We start from the raw sequence: 16,622 nt of genomic DNA, 5'->3' as shown, positions 1-16,622 counted from the left end.
ACATAAGTTTGAACATAAAACCGGGCCCAGGCCCGGTTTTTTGTTGTCCGCGATTCAGGCAGGCCAAACCGGTGTGTCAGTCAGCATACATTGAATCGTCGGGCTGACTCGAAGTGAGAAACAGAACCGCCCTCATTTGGGCGTTTTTTCGCTTCTTAACGGCGTAATATCGATGCTTTTTGTCTGTTTATTGCGTTTTTTCCAGTGACCTCACGCATCGCTTGGTTCAAACTAACGTCTTTGAAGCAGGAGTCTGTTGCGATGCAAGGCCACCCGGAAGTAATCGATTATCTCAACACGTTGCTCACGGGCGAATTGGCAGCTCGTGACCAATATTTCGTTCACTCGCGTATGTACGAAGACTGGGGCTTTTCCAAGCTCTATGAGCGTATCAACCACGAGATGGAAGAAGAGGCGCAACACGCTGATGCGCTGATGCGCCGCATTCTGATGCTGGAAGGCACGCCACGTATGCGTCCGGATGACCTGGACGTCGGCACCACGGTGCCTGAGATGCTCGCCAGCGATCTTCGTCTCGAATACAAAGTCCGTGCCGCCCTGTGCAAGGGTATCGCGCTGTGCGAGCTGCACGGTGACTATGTGACCCGCGAGATACTGCGCGTGCAGTTGGCCGACACGGAAGAAGACCACACCTATTGGCTGGAACAGCAAATGGGGCTGATCAAATCCATCGGTCTGCAGAACTACCTGCAATCGCAGTTCTGATTCAGCGCTCACAAAAAAGCTCCTGCACGTACGTGACAGGAGCCTTTTTGTATCCGGGCCTGGCCAAACCCAGGCCCGTTTTCAACGCATTGGTTATGCCTTGTCTCTGATCAACAGCGGCTTGAGGTAATGCCCGGTGTAAGACTGCTTCATCTCGGCGACCTGTTCAGGTGTACCCGTCGCGATGATCTGTCCACCCCTCGACCCGCCTTCCGGCCCAAGATCAACCAGCCAGTCCGCAGTCTTGATCACATCCAGGTTGTGCTCGATCACCACCACCGTGTTGCCGTGGTCGCGCAGACGATGCAGAACATCCAGCAATTGCTGAATATCGGCGAAGTGCAAGCCGGTAGTCGGCTCGTCGAGAATGTACAGCGTCTTGCCGGTATCGCGCTTGGACAGCTCGCGCGACAACTTGACCCGCTGCGCCTCACCCCCCGACAACGTCGTCGCCGACTGCCCCAGCTTGATGTAGGAGAGCCCCACATCCATCAGGGTTTGCAGCTTGCGCGCCAAGGCGGGAACGGCGTCGAAGAACTCGCGGGCTTCCTCGATGGTCATCTCCAGCACTTCGTGGATGTTCCTGCCCTTGTACTTGACCTCAAGCGTTTCGCGGTTGTAACGCTTGCTCTTGCACACATCGCACGGCACGTAGATGTCCGGCAGAAAATGCATCTCGACCTTGATCAGACCGTCGCCCTGGCATGCCTCGCAGCGACCGCCCTTGACGTTGAACGAGAACCGGCCCGGCCCGTAGCCTCGCGAGCGGGATTCCGGCACGCCGGCGAACAGTTCGCGAATCGGCGTGAACAGCCCGGTGTAGGTCGCCGGGTTGGAACGTGGCGTACGACCGATAGGGCTCTGATCGATGTCCACGACCTTGTCCAGGTGCTGCAGGCCGTTGATGCTGTCGTGAGTCGCAGCCTCAAGCGTCGTTGCGCCGTTAAGTGCCGTGGCGCTGAGCGGGAACAAGGTGTTGTTGATCAGCGTCGACTTGCCCGATCCGGAAACACCCGTCACACAGGTCAGCAAACCAATCGGTATCTCAAGGTTCACGTTCTGCAGGTTATTGCCACGTGCGCCTTTGAGGGTCAGCGAGAGCTTTTTATTGCGCGGTGTACGCTTGGCCGGCACGGCGATCTTCACCCGGCCTGACAAGTATTTGCCGGTCAGTGAGTCAGGGTGCGCCATGACTTCGTCCGGTGTACCTTCTGCGACGATATGACCGCCATGCACGCCGGCACCCGGGCCGATGTCGACCACATAGTCGGCCAGACGAATCGCATCCTCGTCGTGCTCGACCACAATCACCGTATTGCCGATATCGCGCAGATGCTTGAGCGTGCCCAGCAGACGATCGTTATCGCGCTGATGCAGGCCAATCGACGGTTCGTCGAGGATGTACATCACCCCGACCAGACCCGCACCAATCTGGCTGGCCAGACGAATCCTCTGGGCTTCGCCGCCAGACAGCGTGTCCGCACTGCGATCCAGCGTCAGGTAGTCCAGGCCGACGTTCACCAGAAATTGCAGGCGCTCACGAATTTCCTTGAGGATCTTGTCGGCAATTTCACCGCGTCGTCCGGTCAGTTTCAGTGTGTCGAAATACTGCGTTGCATCGCCAATCGGCAGGTTGGTCACCGCTGGCAAGGTCTTTTCACCCACCCACACATGACGTGCCTCGCGACGCAGGCGAGTGCCACGGCAGTCAGGGCAGGGCTGTGTACCGAGGAACTTGGCCAGCTCTTCGCGCACGGTTGCCGATTCGGTTTCCCGATAGCGACGTTCCAGATTCGGCACGATGCCTTCGAACGGGTGCGCGCGCTTGACGATATCGCCGCGGTCATTCAGATAGCGGAAGTCGACATTTTGCGAGCCACTGCCGTTGAGCAGGATCTTCTGCATGTCGGCGCCCAGCTCTTTGAACGGCACCTCAAGGCTGAAGCCATAGTGCTTGGACAGCGAACCCAGCATCTGGAAGTAATAGACGTTACGCCTGTCCCAGCCTCGTATCGCGCCCTCGGCCAGGGTCAGCTCGGCATTCACCAAACGCTTGATGTCGAAGAACTGCTTCACACCCAAGCCATCGCAGGTCGGGCATGCACCGGCCGGGTTGTTGAAGGAGAACAGCTTCGGCTCCAGCTCGCTGATCGCATGGCCGCAGATCGGACACGCGAAGCGCGCGGAGAAAATCACTTCCTCACCCGGCTCGTCGTCCATCGGCGCGACCAAGGCAATGCCATCTGCCAGCTTCAGTGCGGTTTCAAAAGATTCAGCCAGACGCTGTTGCAGGTCTGCGCGAACCTTGAAGCGGTCCACCACCACATCGATGGAATGCTTCTTCTGCTTGTCCAGCTTCGGCAGCTCATCCAGCTCACACAGCTTGCCGTTCACCCGCGCCCGGACGAAACCCTGAGCACGCAGCTCTTCGAAGACCGAAAGGTGTTCACCTTTGCGCTCACGAATGACCGGCGCCAGCAGCATCAATTTGCTGCCTTCAGGCTGGGTCAGTACCAGATCAACCATCTGGCTGACGGGCTGGGCTTCCAGCGGAATATCGTGATCCGGGCAACGTGGCTGCCCAACCCGCGCGTACAGAAGGCGCAGGTAGTCGTAAATTTCGGTGATCGTGCCCACGGTCGAGCGCGGGTTATGCGACGTCGACTTCTGCTCGATGGAAATCGCAGGCGACAGACCTTCAATCGTGTCGACGTCCGGTTTTTCCATCATCGACAGAAACTGCCGGGCATAGGCCGACAGCGATTCGACGTAGCGGCGTTGCCCTTCGGCGTACAGCGTATCGAAAGCCAGCGAAGACTTGCCTGAGCCGGAGAGCCCGGTAATAACGATCAGTTTGTCGCGGGGAAGTGTCAGGTCAATATTTTTCAGGTTGTGGGTTCGTGCCCCACGTATCAGGATCTTGTCCACTGCGGCCTCGCTTGGCGGGCATAAACGACGGAGTATAAGGCTCCGAGCCAATACGCGGCAAAGCGTCGCGTATGTGCTGTACAACGATGGGACTGGTAGAATCGCCGCCGGTTCACACGAGGTTATTCCATGCACGATACCCACAGCGAGCGTATGAGTAGCGGCGAGACCCGCGCAGCAGGCGGTCTGGCCCTGGTGTTCGCGTTCCGCATGCTTGGCATGTTCATGGTTTTGCCGGTTCTGGCAACCTATGGCATGGACCTGGCGGGCGCGAGCCCTGCTCTGATTGGCCTGGCAATCGGCGCCTACGGCCTGACACAGGCGGTGTTGCAGATCCCGTTTGGAATACTTTCCGACCGGATCGGCCGGCGACCGATCATTTATTTCGGGCTGATCATCTTTGCCATCGGCAGCGTGGTGGCCGCCAACGCGGACTCGATCTGGGGCATTATCGCCGGCCGCGTCCTGCAAGGTGCCGGGGCCATTTCCGCCGCGGTCATGGCCTTGCTCTCCGACCTGACCCGCGAGCAGCATCGCACCAAAGCGATGGCCATGATCGGCATGACCATTGGCCTGTCGTTCGCTGTTGCCATGGTCATCGGCCCGGTGATCACCGGCGCGTTCGGACTGTCAGGCCTGTTCCTGGCAACCGGCGGCATGGCGCTGCTGGGTATCCTGATCGTCGCCTTCGTGGTGCCCAAGGCCAACGGTCCGTTGCTGCATCGGGAGTCCGGCGTCGCCAAACAGGCGCTGGGGGCAACCTTGCGGCACCCGGACCTGCTGCGCCTGGATTTGGGTATCTTCGTGTTGCACGCCATGCTCATGTCCAGCTTCGTGGCATTGCCACTGGCGCTGGTCGAAAAAGCCGGTTTGCCCAAGGAAGAACACTGGTGGGTCTACCTGACTGCCTTGCTGATTTCCTTCTTCGCGATGATTCCGTTCATCATCTATGGCGAGAAGAAGCGTCAAATGAAGCGCGTTCTGCTCGGCGCCGTCACCGTTTTGATGCTGGCTGAGCTATTCTTCTGGGCATTCGGAGACACGTTGCGGGCACTGGTCATCGGAACAGTGGTATTCTTCACGGCATTTAATTTGCTGGAAGCGTCCTTGCCGTCGCTGATCAGCAAGGTTTCACCGGCCGGCGGAAAAGGCACGGCGATGGGGGTTTATTCCACCAGCCAGTTTCTTGGTTCGGCCGCAGGTGGGATACTGGGCGGCTGGTTGTTCCAGCACGGTGGGCTCGATGTGGTGTTCCTTGGCGGTGCAGCCATGGCCGCCGTCTGGCTCGCCTTCGCAGTAACCATGCGCGAACCGCCTTACGTGACCAGCCTTCGTCTGCCGTTGTCGCCGCAGGCGCAGCGTGAAGCAGGCCTGGCAGAGCGTTTGATGTCCGTAGCAGGCGTGACAGATGCAGTGGTGGTTGCCGAAGAGGCGGCCATCTACATAAAACTCGACACAAAATTATTGGATCGTGCCTCTCTCGAAAAGCTGGTCAATCCAGCATCAGAAGCGTGCGAAGCCTAGGAGAACGTTATGGCCCGTGGGGTTAACAAAGTCATATTGGTCGGTACATGCGGCCAGGATCCCGAAGTTCGCTACTTGCCTAACGGTAACGCCGTGACCAACCTGAGTCTGGCAACCAGCGAACAATGGACTGACAAGCAGACCGGCCAGAAGGTCGAAAAGACCGAATGGCACCGTGTTTCGATGTTCGGCAAGGTTGCCGAAATCGCTGGCGAATACCTGCGCAAGGGTTCGCAGGTCTACATCGAAGGCAAGCTGCAGACCCGCGAGTGGGAAAAAGACGGCATCAAGCGTTACACCACTGAAATCGTCGTCGACATGCAAGGCACCATGCAACTGCTGGGCGGCCGTCCACAGGGCGACGCTCAACAAGGTCAGGGCGGTGGCGGCAACTACAACCAGTCCGCACCTCGTCCACAGCAGTCGCGCCCTCAGCAATCGGCGCCGCAGCAGTCCGCACCTCAGCAAAATTACAACCAGCAGCCGCCACAACAGCGCGACTCCCGACCAGCGCCGCAACAACAAGCGCCACAGCCTGCTGCTGATTTTGATAGCTTTGATGATGATATTCCGTTCTAGGAAAAGGCCTGGAATGACCAGGTAAAGTTTCCTCCGGAAGGCCCCAAGGCGTAAGCGCTTGGGGCCTTTTTACATCCGGACCAAAAAGGACATGCACCGTGCCGAACAGCGTGTACGTCTAATCGCAGTGATCGGGCAACTGCTGCCGTATCAGTGGGTGCCTGCCTGGCTTCGGCAGACGCTTACAGGGCCCCGAAGTCACAAATGGCTATCACATGTTCAACGACATTGGCTTTTCTCCTCCGTCCGGGAGGCCGAAACGACCTCTGACGAAGTTCAGGAAAGCTCCATAGGGGCGCCCCAGCGTTAACATGATTACCGTCACACCAAGCGATCCATACAGCAGTTCTTCGCCGTTAGCCCCGCAAATTGCCAATATGGCTGCATAGATGGGGACCTGGAAGCTTACGAGAGCGAGCGAGTCCCACACGATCCGGGAGCTTCGGCTCGTACCGGAAAACCGCATGAACCAGTCTCGCCAAAGCCCATATGGGCGGCCAGTCAGAACCATAAGCCCGGCACCTAAAAATCGGGTATGAAGCACCTGCTCCCAAGCCATCCCGGCAATGAATCGCTCGTTAAGGATGCCTGTAACGGTAAAAAACAGGATCAGCGCCAGCGTATCCGCAGCGAAAGATCGCCAACGATCGCTTCGATCTTCAGTTGAATAAGACAATCGCCTACCTCCTGCTTCTTTCAGAGCGCCATGTCTGAAGACATGAGCTTCAAGCCCCGATCCCGATTCGCTGTGCCAAGTCACCCGGTGTTTTTGAATAATAGCGGTGCCCTACACTCAGATGGGGAGCAGATGTTATACGCATGGTGGATTCGGCAGACGCGCGCCTATTGATGCGTATCCACATTCTCAGCCGGATAAAACTCGCCCTCGCTCCCCATCTTTTCCAGCCGTTCGCGCACGATCGCCTCGACGCTGGCCACAGCGGCCTGATCGTCAGGGTTGACCAGCTGCAAGCACAGGCGCCGGACATTCTGATCATGGGTGCCTTCGCTGAGCATGTCGTGGGTGAAGACTTGTTCGCCCCGCCACAGGCATAACTGGGTATGCGTGCCGCCGAGCCATATCTCGTTGATTGATCTGAGGTCGGTGGTCGCCAGTTGGTCCGGCGTGATCGTCTTGTCCATTGCGCTGTACCTTTCAGTGAGTCGATACAGGTCTGACGTACAGGCGCAGCGCGTCGTTCCCGGTTTCGGCGGTTCGATTGCGCCACCGGTAGTAACTTGGTGTCGCGGACTCAACATGTAAGTCTGGCTTTTCAAAGTTCTCGTAACGCCGAATGCTTTATTCCAAACAAGTATTTCCCGAAAAAAAGCCACCGGTCTAGTCTTCACATCTGCTCCCCATTGGCATGGAGCGAAGGAGTTGACATGGATTCTTCAGAAAGCATTGCTGCCACCCCAGCAGCAAAAACGGCTTATATTCAAAACGCAATAAAAGTCGCGTCAGTTGACCTTAGAAAGAATCATCCGGTTTTGGAAAAGCAAAACGCGATAGGTGCAAGCATTCTGTGTTTCGCCTTATTGCTAATGACAACCCGCACGGCTCTTTATATCAATCAGGTCATTCCTTGGTGGGTATGCGTTTTGGCAAATGCTTTCTTTGCCTCGCTGACGCATGAGCTGGAGCACGACCTGATTCACTACCTGTATTTCCGCAAAAACCGCATCGCCCATAACCTGATGCTCGGGTTGGCGTGGCTCGCCAGGCCGACGACGATCAACCCGTGGGTTCGACGCCAGCACCATTTCAATCACCATAAGTTTTCGGGCACTGAGGCTGATCTGGAGGAGCGTACGCTGTCGAATGGCACGCCGTGGGGTATTCTGCGATTTTTCATGATCTGCGATCTGATGCTTTCAACCTCAGTGATGATCGCGCGCGAGACCGGGTGGAAAAGCAAGGTCAGGCTTCTGCTGGCGGGGGCCAAGGCATATGTTCCGCTTACCGTGTTGAGCTGGAGTATGTGGTATGTTTTTCTTGTGTTCCATACCGTGGATTACTTCAATGGCGCGCCGGGGCTCTATGCTGCAACGCATGGGCTAAGTACGCTGGTGGCCGTAATGAATACGCTGGTCGTCGTGCTCATTGCCCCCAATGTACTGAGAAGCTTTTGTCTCCACTTCATTACTTCAAATATTCATTATTATGGTGATGTCGATCCTAAAAACTTTATAACTCAGACACAGGTTTTGAATAATCCATGGTTCTGGCCGTTGCAATTATTTTGCTTCAATTTCGGTTCGACTCATGGGATTCATCACTTTGTGGTCGGCGAGCCTTTTTATGTCCGGCAACTGACGGCCAGACACGCGCATCAGGCGATGCGCGAAATGGGCGTCAGGTTCAATGATGTTGCTTCGTTCTTTCGTGCGAACCGCTGGGGCGTTGCAGAAACCCCCTGATGCGGTTATCGCTACGTTCGATGCACAGCAAGGGGCTCGATAAAGCATTTTCTTTATCGAGCTTTGGCTGCACTAATGACTGCAGACGTCAACTGGCCTGATGTGCGTTCTAACCGATCACCCCGCAAAAATCCCCATCAGTTCCTCACCCCCGACCATCACTGTCATCGAGCCTTGCTTCTGTTCGCCTTCAATCTCACACAACAACCCCGCCTCACGACAAATCACCGCACCCGCAGCGATGTCCCACAGGCTGGTGAATTTCTCCATGTACCCATCCGTTTGACCCAGCGCGGCGAAGGCCAGGCCGATGGTGGCGCAGCGGTAGCCGGCCAGGCCCCAGCCTTGTTGGCGGAGGTTCAATTGCAGCTTGCCCAGCTCTTCGGCGTCCCAGCGGGTGTTTTCGCCCACGCCGGCAATGCGCAGGTGTTCTGGCGGTTGCGGGCGGACGAAAGGGACGCCGTTGCGCAGCAAGCCATCGCCGGTGCGGGCGGCCAGTGTGTAGCCCAGGGCCGGGTAGGCGACGACGCCGATTTCTGGCACGCCGACCGACATGTAGGCTACGGCGATGCCCCACAGCGGGGTGCCGCGCAGGTAGTTGCCGGTGCCGTCGATAGGGTCGATGACCCAGCCGTCGGTGATGAATCCGCCACCCATTTCTTCGCCGAGGATGGCGTCGTCGGGGAAGTGTTTGCTCAGTTCTGCGCGGAGCAGTTGTTCCACTTCAAAGTCGGCACGGGAGACGAGGTCTTGCGGGTTTTTGGTGGTGACGTCGAGCGTGTGGCGGTCGTTGAAGTAAGCCATGGCCAGGCCGGTGGCATTTTCTACGGCTTGCATCGCGACGCTGAGTCGGTTGTTCATTGCAGACGGTCTCCATTGGGCAGGCTCAGCAGGTCCGGGTAGTCGCTGAGAATTGACTGCGCGCCGTGTTCAAGCAGGTAGCGCGCGCGTTCCGGGCTGTTGATGGTAGCGACGGCGAATTCGATGCCGCTGCTTTTCAGGCGACCAAGGTGATGGTCATCGAGCATGTCGTCAAGTACATGAAGGATCCGGCAGTCATATTCGGCGAGCAAGGCGGCCGGGTCAGCGGGCGTGACGACAGAGGCGATTGCCAGGGGCACCTCGGCCCACAACCGGCGCGCGGCGGTGAGTGAGCGTACCGAAAAACTGGAGACAAATAACTGGTCGTTGTCGGTCGGCCACAGTCGCTTGAGGATCGGCATGACGACCTCTGCGGTCTCCACGTCGTCGCCAATGGTTGGCTTGAGTTCCACTTGCAGGCCAAGGTTCAGGCGCAAGGCGCAGGCCACGATTTCTTCGAACGTGGGGATCTGCAGGCCCGCGAATTCAGGTGCGAACCAACTGCCCGCGTCCAGCTTGCGAATGGCATCCAGATCATGCAGTACCACTGCGCCGCGCCCGTTGCTGGTTCGGTCCAACAGGTCGTCATGAATGACCACCGGCTGGCCGTCGCGAGTCAGTTTCACATCGATCTCGACCCACTCGGCGCCGCATTCGGCAGCTTTTTCGAGGGCCAGCAGGGTGTTTTCAGGCACGTAGGCCTTGGCGCCGCGATGAGCGATCAGCGGCGAGCGGACGAGAGGCGATTGTTTTGACATGGACGGTCACTTGGCGGGTTGGGAAAAAGAGGCGAGTTGGCGTTGGCCGGTCTCGATATCGAACAACAGGGGGGTGGAACCGATTGCCAGTCGAACCTGGGTGCCTGGCGTCAGGTGCTGGCGTCCGGCGAGGCTGACCACGCAGCGCGTGCCGGCCAGTTGGCAATACAGCAAACTGTGGCTGCCCAGGTTTTCCACGGACTCCACGATGGCCGTCATGCCCTCCTGGTTCAGCGTCAAGGCTTCCGGCCGCAGCCCGATCAACCATTTGCCCGCCCGGTTGGAGGCAATGCCAAGCTTGACGGGCAGGCGCTGTCCATCTGCGAGCATCAGCACCTTGTCGTCTAGGCAATGCACAGGCAGCAGGTTCATCGGCGGTGTGCCGATAAAACCGGCAACAAAGGTGCTGGCCGGTTGCGCATAAATATCAGCGGGCGTGCCCACTTGTTCGACGTGCCCTTTATTGAGAATCATCACTCGGTCAGCGAGCGTCATGGCTTCGGTCTGATCGTGGGTGACATAGAGAATCGTGGCGCCGGTCTGTTGATGCAGGTTACGGATCAACAAACGCATCTCATGACGCAAGGCGCTGTCCAGATTGCACAGCGGCTCATCGAACAGCAGCACCGGCGGCTTGCGGATCAGCGCGCGACCAATGGCGACCCGCTGGCGCTGACCTCCCGACAGCTCGCCGGGCTTGCGTTGCAGCAGATCTTCCAGCCCCAGCGATGCTGCGCACGCCTGAATGCGTTGCGCTCGATCCTTGCGGGAAACACCGGCCAGCTTGAGTGCGTAACCGATGTTTTCGGCCACGCTCATGTGCGGGTAGAGCGCGTAATTCTGGAACACCATGGCGCAGCCGCGTTCTTTGGGCGGCAGCAGGGTCACATCCCGACCGCCCATCAGTACTTGCCCCTCGCTGACATCTTCCAGGCCGGCCACCAGGCGCAGTAATGTCGACTTGCCGCAGCCGGACGGGCCAAGGATGACGCTCAGTTCGCCGGCCTTGAACGTCAGGTCGAGCCCGTGAAGGATCTGCCCGGCACCGTAACTTTTGTGCAGACCTTTGAGGACGATATGCGGGGCGCAGGCAATGGGGGTGAGCGAGCTCATTTACCGACTCCAATCAGGCCTTTGACGAACCATCGCTGCATGAATGCAATGACGAGGACAGGGGGCAGCATGCTGACCACGGCGGCGGTCATCAGCAGGTTCCATTCGGGGATTTGCGTGGCGTCGGTTGGCAGGAAGGTGGCGACACCCAGCACCAGCGTGCGCATGCCCTCGCGATTGGTCGCAACCAACGGCCACAGGTAGTCTTTCCAGGCACCGATGAACACCAGCGTGCCGAGCGCTGCGAAGTTGGTCTTGGACAAGGGCAGCAGAATATCGACGAAAAAGCGCCACGGTCCGGCGCCATCCATGCGCGCCGCTTCGACCAGTTCGGCGGGCAGGGTCTGGTAAAACTGGCGAAACAGAAACGTACCGGTAGCCGAGGCAATCAGCGGCAGGGCAAGGCCGGGGTAGCTGTCGAGCAGATTGATCGTGGGTATCGGCAGCCACTGAATGCCCAGCCATTGCAGAACGGTGCGTACAGGGCCGAACAGATCGCTGGCCACGGCGTAGGTCGGGATAATGCGCACTTCCAGCGGCAGCAACAGCGCACCCAGCACCGCGAAGAAAATCACCGAGGTGAAACGGCTGCGAAAGTACACCACCGCGAAGGCGGTCAATGCTGAAAGCGTCAGCTTGCCGATGACTACCAGGGTGGCGACCAGCAGGCTGTTGCCCAACAAGCGCAACAGGTCCAGCCGTCGGGTGACCTGTTGCAGATTCGCCAGCAACTGGTCACCGGGAATCATCGCAAGGCCTTGACTGAACAACTGCGAGTTGCTGACCGTTGCCGAGCAGACCGCCACATACAGCGGCCCCAACGCGAATATCAAGCCCAGTGTCAGCAGCAGGTAGGCGACCGCGTTGAACAGCCGATTGTGCTCGATCATGCTTTCACCCCACGGCGCTTGAAGTGCGACATGAGTTTGAACTGGACAACGCTCAGCACCACGACCGCCAGCAGCATGAGCACCGAAAGTGTCGACGAGCCCGCCAGGTCCAGCCCCATGAAACCGTCGGTGTAGATTTTGTAAGCCAGCACGTTGGTGGTATCGCCCGGCCCGCCGTGCGTCAGGGTGTCGACCAGGCCGAAACTGTTGGACAGGCTTTCCAGCAAGCCGATGACGAACACGAACAGCAGATACGGCGCGATCAGCGGCAACTGAATATCCAGCATGCGCCGTAACGGACCGGCGCCGTCCAGCGCTGCGGCGGCGAGGTAATCGTCCGGCACTGACTTCAGGCTGGCGACCAGCATCACGAAGTTGAACGGCACCAGGCACCACGCGTAAGCCACGATCAACAGCAGCATGCTCTGCATCGGGTTGGCGTAGGGCGCCCAGGTACCGGGTGCTATCGCGTTGAACCAGGAAAAAATGCCCATCACCGGATTGGCCAACACATGAAAGACGATACCGATGGTGGCGCTCGAGACCGCGTAGGGCCAGATCAGCAGGTTGCGAAACAGCGCATTGCCACGCAGTTTCAGCTCAAGACACAAGGCAAGCACCAGCGCGATGACGATCGAAAGCACCACGCTCGACAGGCTGAACACCAGCGTCGAGCCCAACGATGCGAGGACGCCGGGGTCCTTCAGCACGCGCCAGTAATTGCTCAGGCCGACAAATACCTCATTGCCACCAAAGGGCGGCACCAGATGAAACGACCACCAGAGCGCCTGGACCGCAGGCCAGTAGAAAAACAGCCCGAGCGCCAGCAATTGCGGCAGGGCGAACAGCAGCGCCATGCGCGGCTGGGGAAAGTGCGCGCGGGGCTTCATGGTTTCGCCTTGTCGGATGGAGTGCGGGTGGGCGTGCGATGCATTTGTTGAAACAGGCTCAGCAGCTCGTTGGCGCGCAGGGTTGACTGACGCAAGGCGTGATCAACGCTTTGTCGGCCGGCCAGCGCATTTTCCATTTCCTGCAACCAGATGAGGCGCATCAATGTGATGAACCCGCAACGCAAGGGCATGGAGGGCTGACCCTCGATGTCGTTGAGCGCCGCGATGCCAGCCGTCACCGCCGAGGGTCTGCGTGCGCTGGATTGCAGCGTCGTTGCAGCCGCTTGAGTGACCGGCAGGTAGCCTGTTCGTGCGCTGAAAGTCAGCTGGTTTTCCGGTAACAGCACGAACGCCAGAAACTCCGAGACCAACCGATAATCCCGCGCGGAATGCCCACGCATCACCCACAGCGACGAGCCGCCGGGCACATTGGAACTGCGCGTTGTACCGGCGTAGACCGGCAGCGGGGTCACGTCGATATCCGACTCCAGCTCGCCGTGCATGACACTCCATGCACCGGTCGAGTCCACCAGCATCGCGCAGTCATTCGTGGCGAACGCCCGCGCCTGCTGACCGCCGCGGGTCGAATCCTCGTAGCGAACCAGCCCTTCAGCCGTCCATCGCGCAAGATCATTCATGAGGCGCGCATGCGGGCCCTTGTCGAACTGGTAACGGTCCGTCCCGTCAACGCGGGTCGCGACCTCGGTACCCTGCGCTGCGCTGATTTGTTCCAGCCAGATCCACGGCGCGAATTGAGTGACGACAGGGCAGGCATGTCCGTTTTTCTTCAGCGCCCGCAGCGCCGTGGCAAACGCCTCCCAGGTCGCGGGCGGCTGATAGATACCGGCTGCAGCCAGCGCGTTTCGATGGGTATACAGCACCGCCGTTGAGGCGGCGAACGGCTGGGCCGCCAGCACGCCATGATCGTCCGCATAGTAGCGGCGCAACGCCGGCAGAAAAGTGTCGCCCGCGTAGGCCCGCTGATGATCGGCCATCAATGTTTCGACGGGCTGTGTGGCGCCGCCCTGCAACATGTCCGGTGTGGCGACGTCGTAAATCTCCACCAGTGCCGGGCCAATGCCTGCCCGATAGGCGGCCACGGTTTTCTGCAACGTCTGCTCGTAGGTTCCTTGGCGAATACAGTGCAAGCGATCGCCTTCTTCACGCTGGGCGTTGAAGCTTTTGCACAGGTCGGCGATGGCAGCGGCCGCCGCGCCGCTGTGGCTGTACCAGAACTCGGCTGGCGCAGCGAGGGTCTGTGCGGCAAGCGGCAGCAGAGCCAGCACGGACAGGATTTTATTGATCGCAGGCATGAGAGCACTCACAGAAACTGAGTGTCAGTTAATACAGGTTGTGTGTAGTATTTGTGACCTGTGGGACTTTTATTAAATTTTCATGATTGAAAGGTGTAATCGACGACGGGCGATACACTGCTTTACACGCCGACTGTTTTAATCCTCCTCTGACATGTTGATTCCATGCCCCTCGATCTCCAGACGCAGCCGCACCCGCTACTGAGCCTCAACGAACGCAAACTGCTGGATATCCTTCGGCGGCGCGGCGCAATCACGCGCGCCACGGTCTCCACCGAAATGGATCTGGCCCAGCAGTCGGTTCATCGACTGATCGAAGAGCTGATCAGTCACGGGCTGCTGCGCAGCGGCGAGCGCGTGAAGAACGGCCGTGGTCAGCCCAGCCCGCGTATCGAACTGGTCAACGAGGCCGTGTATGCCATTGGCGTGTCGATCAACACTGACTCGGCAGTGGTGTGCATCGCCGATCTGGGCTGCAACGTGCTGGAACAGATCACCCTGCGCACGCCGCCGTTGAGCCGCAACAGCACGCTGGATTCGCTGGAAAACGCCATCGAACAGATGCTGCAACGCAATGGCATCGACGCAGACCGGGTCATCGGGATCGGCTTCGCCATCGCCGGTTTCTTTCTGCAAAACCGCCAGATCAACGCGCCCGAGCCGCTGCGTGACTGGTCACTGATGGACTTGCAGCCGGTCCTCGAAGAACGCTTCGGCCTGCCGGTCTGGCTGGAAAACAACGCCACCACCGCAGCCATCGGCGAAAGCCTGGTAGGCGTCGGCGCTTGGGCCAGCAATTTCATCTACCTGTCATTCAACTTCGGGTTCGGCGCAGGCGTGGTCATCAACGGCAAACCGTACTTCGGCAGCCACGGCAATGCGGGCGAGATCACCCTGTTTAACGACGAAGAATCAATAAACCGCCCGGCCATGCGTTTTCTGCTGGATGAATTGCACAAGAACGGCGTACAGGTGGATTCAATCGAAGACCTGCGCGCGCGCTTCGACCCCGACTGGCCTGGTGTAGACACCTGGCTGAAACGCGTCCAGCCAACGCTTGACCGACTGGTCAATGCGCTGGCCGGGCTGTTCGACCCACAGGCCGTGGTGTTCGGCGGTCAGATGCCACCCGAACTGGGCAGACGCCTGATCGCCGCGACGACCTTCTGGGGCACTCATCGCTACAACTCACCACCGCCGCGTCCTCAGTTATTACTGAGTGAGACGAATGGGAATGCGGCGGCGATCGGGGCCGCGCTGGTGCCGTTGAAGGAGCGGTTTTTTGTTTGATGCTGGGGTGATGTAATCCGTCCTGGATGACGTGCGATACAAGAGCAGCAGTGTCGCTAACACATAAGGGTTGTTAACTGTCGATGAAGCTGGCTGAAGAAGCAGAAGCGGCAGGTCCCTTACATCGTCCGTAAGCGTCGGCCAGTACAATGATCCGGCGGGACTCTGTCAATTGGATGGGGGAGGGACGGCGTCCAGCGTCTATGTTTGTGCTCAAGTCGACGCGTGAAGCAGCATCCAGATGCTTACTTACAGCAGTCTGGCGATATGACCCGATATCGACCAAATGCACCGCCCAAATGAACGTCGTGTCCTGCTGCGAAGTCACAAAGAATACTTCAGTCACGCTCCTCAAGGTGCCTTATGAGTTTGATACCCGAACTGAACAGCGAAGCTCACGTGCTGATAGCCGGAGCCAGCCGAGGTATCGGCTTGGCGCTGTGCGCGGCTTTGCTTGCTCGCGATGATGTTGCTCTGGTGTGGGCGGTAGCGCGAAAAGCCAGCACTTCCACAGAGCTGACAAAACTTGCAGAGCGTTATGGTCAGCGCCTGAAACGAGTCGACTGCGACGCGCGCAACGAACAATCCCTCGAAGCACTCGTGAGCGAGACGCTTGAAGGCTGCGATCATCTGCACCTTGTCATCAGTACGCTGGGCATTCTTCATCAGGACGGCGCAAAAGCAGAAAAGGGGCTGGCGCAACTGACGCTTGCGAGCCTGCAAGCGAGCTTCGCGACCAACACTTTTGCTCCGATCCTGCTGCTTAAACACCTGCTCCCGTTAGTGCGCAAACAACCTTCTACCTTCGCGGCGCTGTCCGCGAGGGTTGGCTCTATTGGCGATAACCGACTGGGTGGCTGGTACAGCTACAGATCCAGCAAAGCGGCGCTCAATCAGTTGCTGCACACGGCCAGTATCGAATTGAAACGCCTGAACCCTGCCTCTACTGTCCTGGTAATACACCCAGGCACGACTGACACGGATCTGTCTCAGCCATTTCAGGCGAACGTGCCTGATGGACAACTATTCGAACCGGCGTTCTCGGCAGATCGCATTATTGAGGTGGTCGGCGCACATGGACCGGCCGACAGCGGAACGTTCTGGGACTGGAACGACAAACCCATTGTCTGGTGACTTGTTTCACTTGCGAAAACAAGAGACCTATCCAGAAACGGACGTTCACCTTTCACCCACATCAAATCAAAAACGGCTTGAAAAAGCTCGCGGCTGGTTTGCGCTGTAATCGCCCCAAAATCCGGACACCGTCACGCGCATTCCTCCCCACCCAATTGACAGAATCCCCCCGGCTCATTGTAATGGCCGACGCTT

General features: G+C 58.6%; 15 protein-coding genes. 6 read left to right on the top strand and 9 right to left on the bottom strand.

The window, feature by feature from the left end; genetic code table 11:
• The first annotated feature begins 261 nt into the window (after positions 1 to 261).
• A complete protein-coding gene (gene bfr / locus BLT55_RS17935) occupies positions 262 to 726 on the top strand; it encodes a bacterioferritin (protein ID WP_005614296.1) in 465 nt (154 codons plus the stop codon).
• A gap of 93 nt (positions 727 to 819) precedes the next feature.
• Here bfr and uvrA read toward each other — a convergent pair whose 3' ends face one another.
• Complete coding sequence (gene uvrA, locus BLT55_RS17930) at positions 820 to 3,654, bottom strand: excinuclease ABC subunit UvrA (protein ID WP_054999990.1); 2,835 nt, start codon at positions 3,652 to 3,654, stop codon at positions 820 to 822.
• Positions 3,655 to 3,783: 129 nt separating this feature from the next.
• Between uvrA and BLT55_RS17925 the strand changes: the two genes are divergently transcribed.
• Both BLT55_RS17925 and BLT55_RS17920 read left to right on the top strand, forming a co-directional pair.
• Entirely contained in the window at positions 3,784 to 5,178 is a 1,395-nt protein-coding gene (locus BLT55_RS17925; protein WP_054086299.1) for an MFS transporter, read from the top strand.
• 9 nt (positions 5,179 to 5,187) lie between these two features.
• Positions 5,188 to 5,757, top strand: a complete 570-nt coding sequence (locus tag BLT55_RS17920; RefSeq protein ID WP_024646123.1) for a single-stranded DNA-binding protein — start codon at positions 5,188 to 5,190, stop codon at positions 5,755 to 5,757.
• Between the two features lie 211 nt (positions 5,758 to 5,968).
• On the opposite strand, the gene alaE is transcribed toward BLT55_RS17920, so the two are convergent.
• Positions 5,969 to 6,433: an L-alanine exporter AlaE gene (gene alaE, locus BLT55_RS17915; protein ID WP_054999991.1), complete on the bottom strand. Its 465-nt coding sequence runs from the start codon at positions 6,431 to 6,433 to the stop codon at positions 5,969 to 5,971.
• 167 nt (positions 6,434 to 6,600) lie between these two features.
• A complete protein-coding gene (locus BLT55_RS17910) occupies positions 6,601 to 6,900 on the bottom strand; it encodes a hypothetical protein (protein ID WP_007251097.1) in 300 nt (99 codons plus the stop codon).
• A 243-nt stretch (positions 6,901 to 7,143) separates the two neighbouring features.
• On the opposite strand from BLT55_RS17910, the gene BLT55_RS17905 reads away from it, so the two are divergent.
• The gene (locus BLT55_RS17905; protein WP_054999992.1) at positions 7,144 to 8,178 is read left to right on the top strand and encodes a fatty acid desaturase; all 1,035 of its coding nucleotides are present in this window, start codon (positions 7,144 to 7,146) and stop codon (positions 8,176 to 8,178) included.
• Between the two features lie 117 nt (positions 8,179 to 8,295).
• On the opposite strand, the gene BLT55_RS17900 is transcribed toward BLT55_RS17905, so the two are convergent.
• From BLT55_RS17900 to BLT55_RS17875, 6 genes are read right to left on the bottom strand one after another with little or no spacing between them, the layout of a single operon-like run.
• Positions 8,296 to 9,039, bottom strand: coding sequence for an inositol monophosphatase family protein (locus tag BLT55_RS17900; protein WP_054999993.1), 744 nt, complete (start codon positions 9,037 to 9,039; stop codon positions 8,296 to 8,298).
• Complete coding sequence (locus tag BLT55_RS17895; protein ID WP_054999994.1) at positions 9,036 to 9,797, bottom strand: glycerophosphoryl diester phosphodiesterase; 762 nt, start codon at positions 9,795 to 9,797, stop codon at positions 9,036 to 9,038. The genes BLT55_RS17900 and BLT55_RS17895 overlap by 4 nt, the downstream gene beginning before the upstream one ends.
• A gap of 6 nt (positions 9,798 to 9,803) precedes the next feature.
• Entirely contained in the window at positions 9,804 to 10,910 is a 1,107-nt protein-coding gene (locus BLT55_RS17890; protein ID WP_054999995.1) for an ABC transporter ATP-binding protein, read from the bottom strand.
• On the bottom strand, positions 10,907 to 11,800 hold the full coding sequence (locus tag BLT55_RS17885) for an ABC transporter permease subunit (RefSeq protein ID WP_054999996.1): 894 nt from the start codon (positions 11,798 to 11,800) through the stop codon (positions 10,907 to 10,909). Before BLT55_RS17885 ends, BLT55_RS17890 begins: the two co-directional genes overlap by 4 nt.
• Positions 11,797 to 12,690 carry a carbohydrate ABC transporter permease gene (locus tag BLT55_RS17880; protein WP_054999997.1) on the bottom strand — a complete coding sequence of 298 codons (894 nt, stop codon included), beginning with the start codon at positions 12,688 to 12,690 and terminating at the stop codon, positions 11,797 to 11,799. The genes BLT55_RS17885 and BLT55_RS17880 overlap by 4 nt, the downstream gene beginning before the upstream one ends.
• Positions 12,687 to 14,003, bottom strand: a complete 1,317-nt coding sequence (locus BLT55_RS17875) for an extracellular solute-binding protein (protein WP_054999998.1) — start codon at positions 14,001 to 14,003, stop codon at positions 12,687 to 12,689. Before BLT55_RS17875 ends, BLT55_RS17880 begins: the two co-directional genes overlap by 4 nt.
• Positions 14,004 to 14,168: 165 nt before the next feature.
• On the opposite strand from BLT55_RS17875, the gene BLT55_RS17870 reads away from it, so the two are divergent.
• Together BLT55_RS17870 and BLT55_RS17865 are read left to right on the top strand one after the other, a co-directional pair.
• A complete protein-coding gene (locus BLT55_RS17870) occupies positions 14,169 to 15,293 on the top strand; it encodes an ROK family transcriptional regulator (protein WP_054079755.1) in 1,125 nt (374 codons plus the stop codon).
• A gap of 363 nt (positions 15,294 to 15,656) precedes the next feature.
• Positions 15,657 to 16,427 carry an SDR family NAD(P)-dependent oxidoreductase gene (locus tag BLT55_RS17865; RefSeq protein WP_054999999.1) on the top strand — a complete coding sequence of 257 codons (771 nt, stop codon included), beginning with the start codon at positions 15,657 to 15,659 and terminating at the stop codon, positions 16,425 to 16,427.
• Positions 16,428 to 16,622 lie beyond the last annotated feature (195 nt).

The sequence above is a fragment of the Pseudomonas cannabina genome, assembly GCF_900100365.1.
GTDB lineage: Bacteria > Pseudomonadota > Gammaproteobacteria > Pseudomonadales > Pseudomonadaceae > Aquipseudomonas > Aquipseudomonas cannabina.
This window is presented reverse-complemented; position numbering and strand designations above follow the sequence as displayed.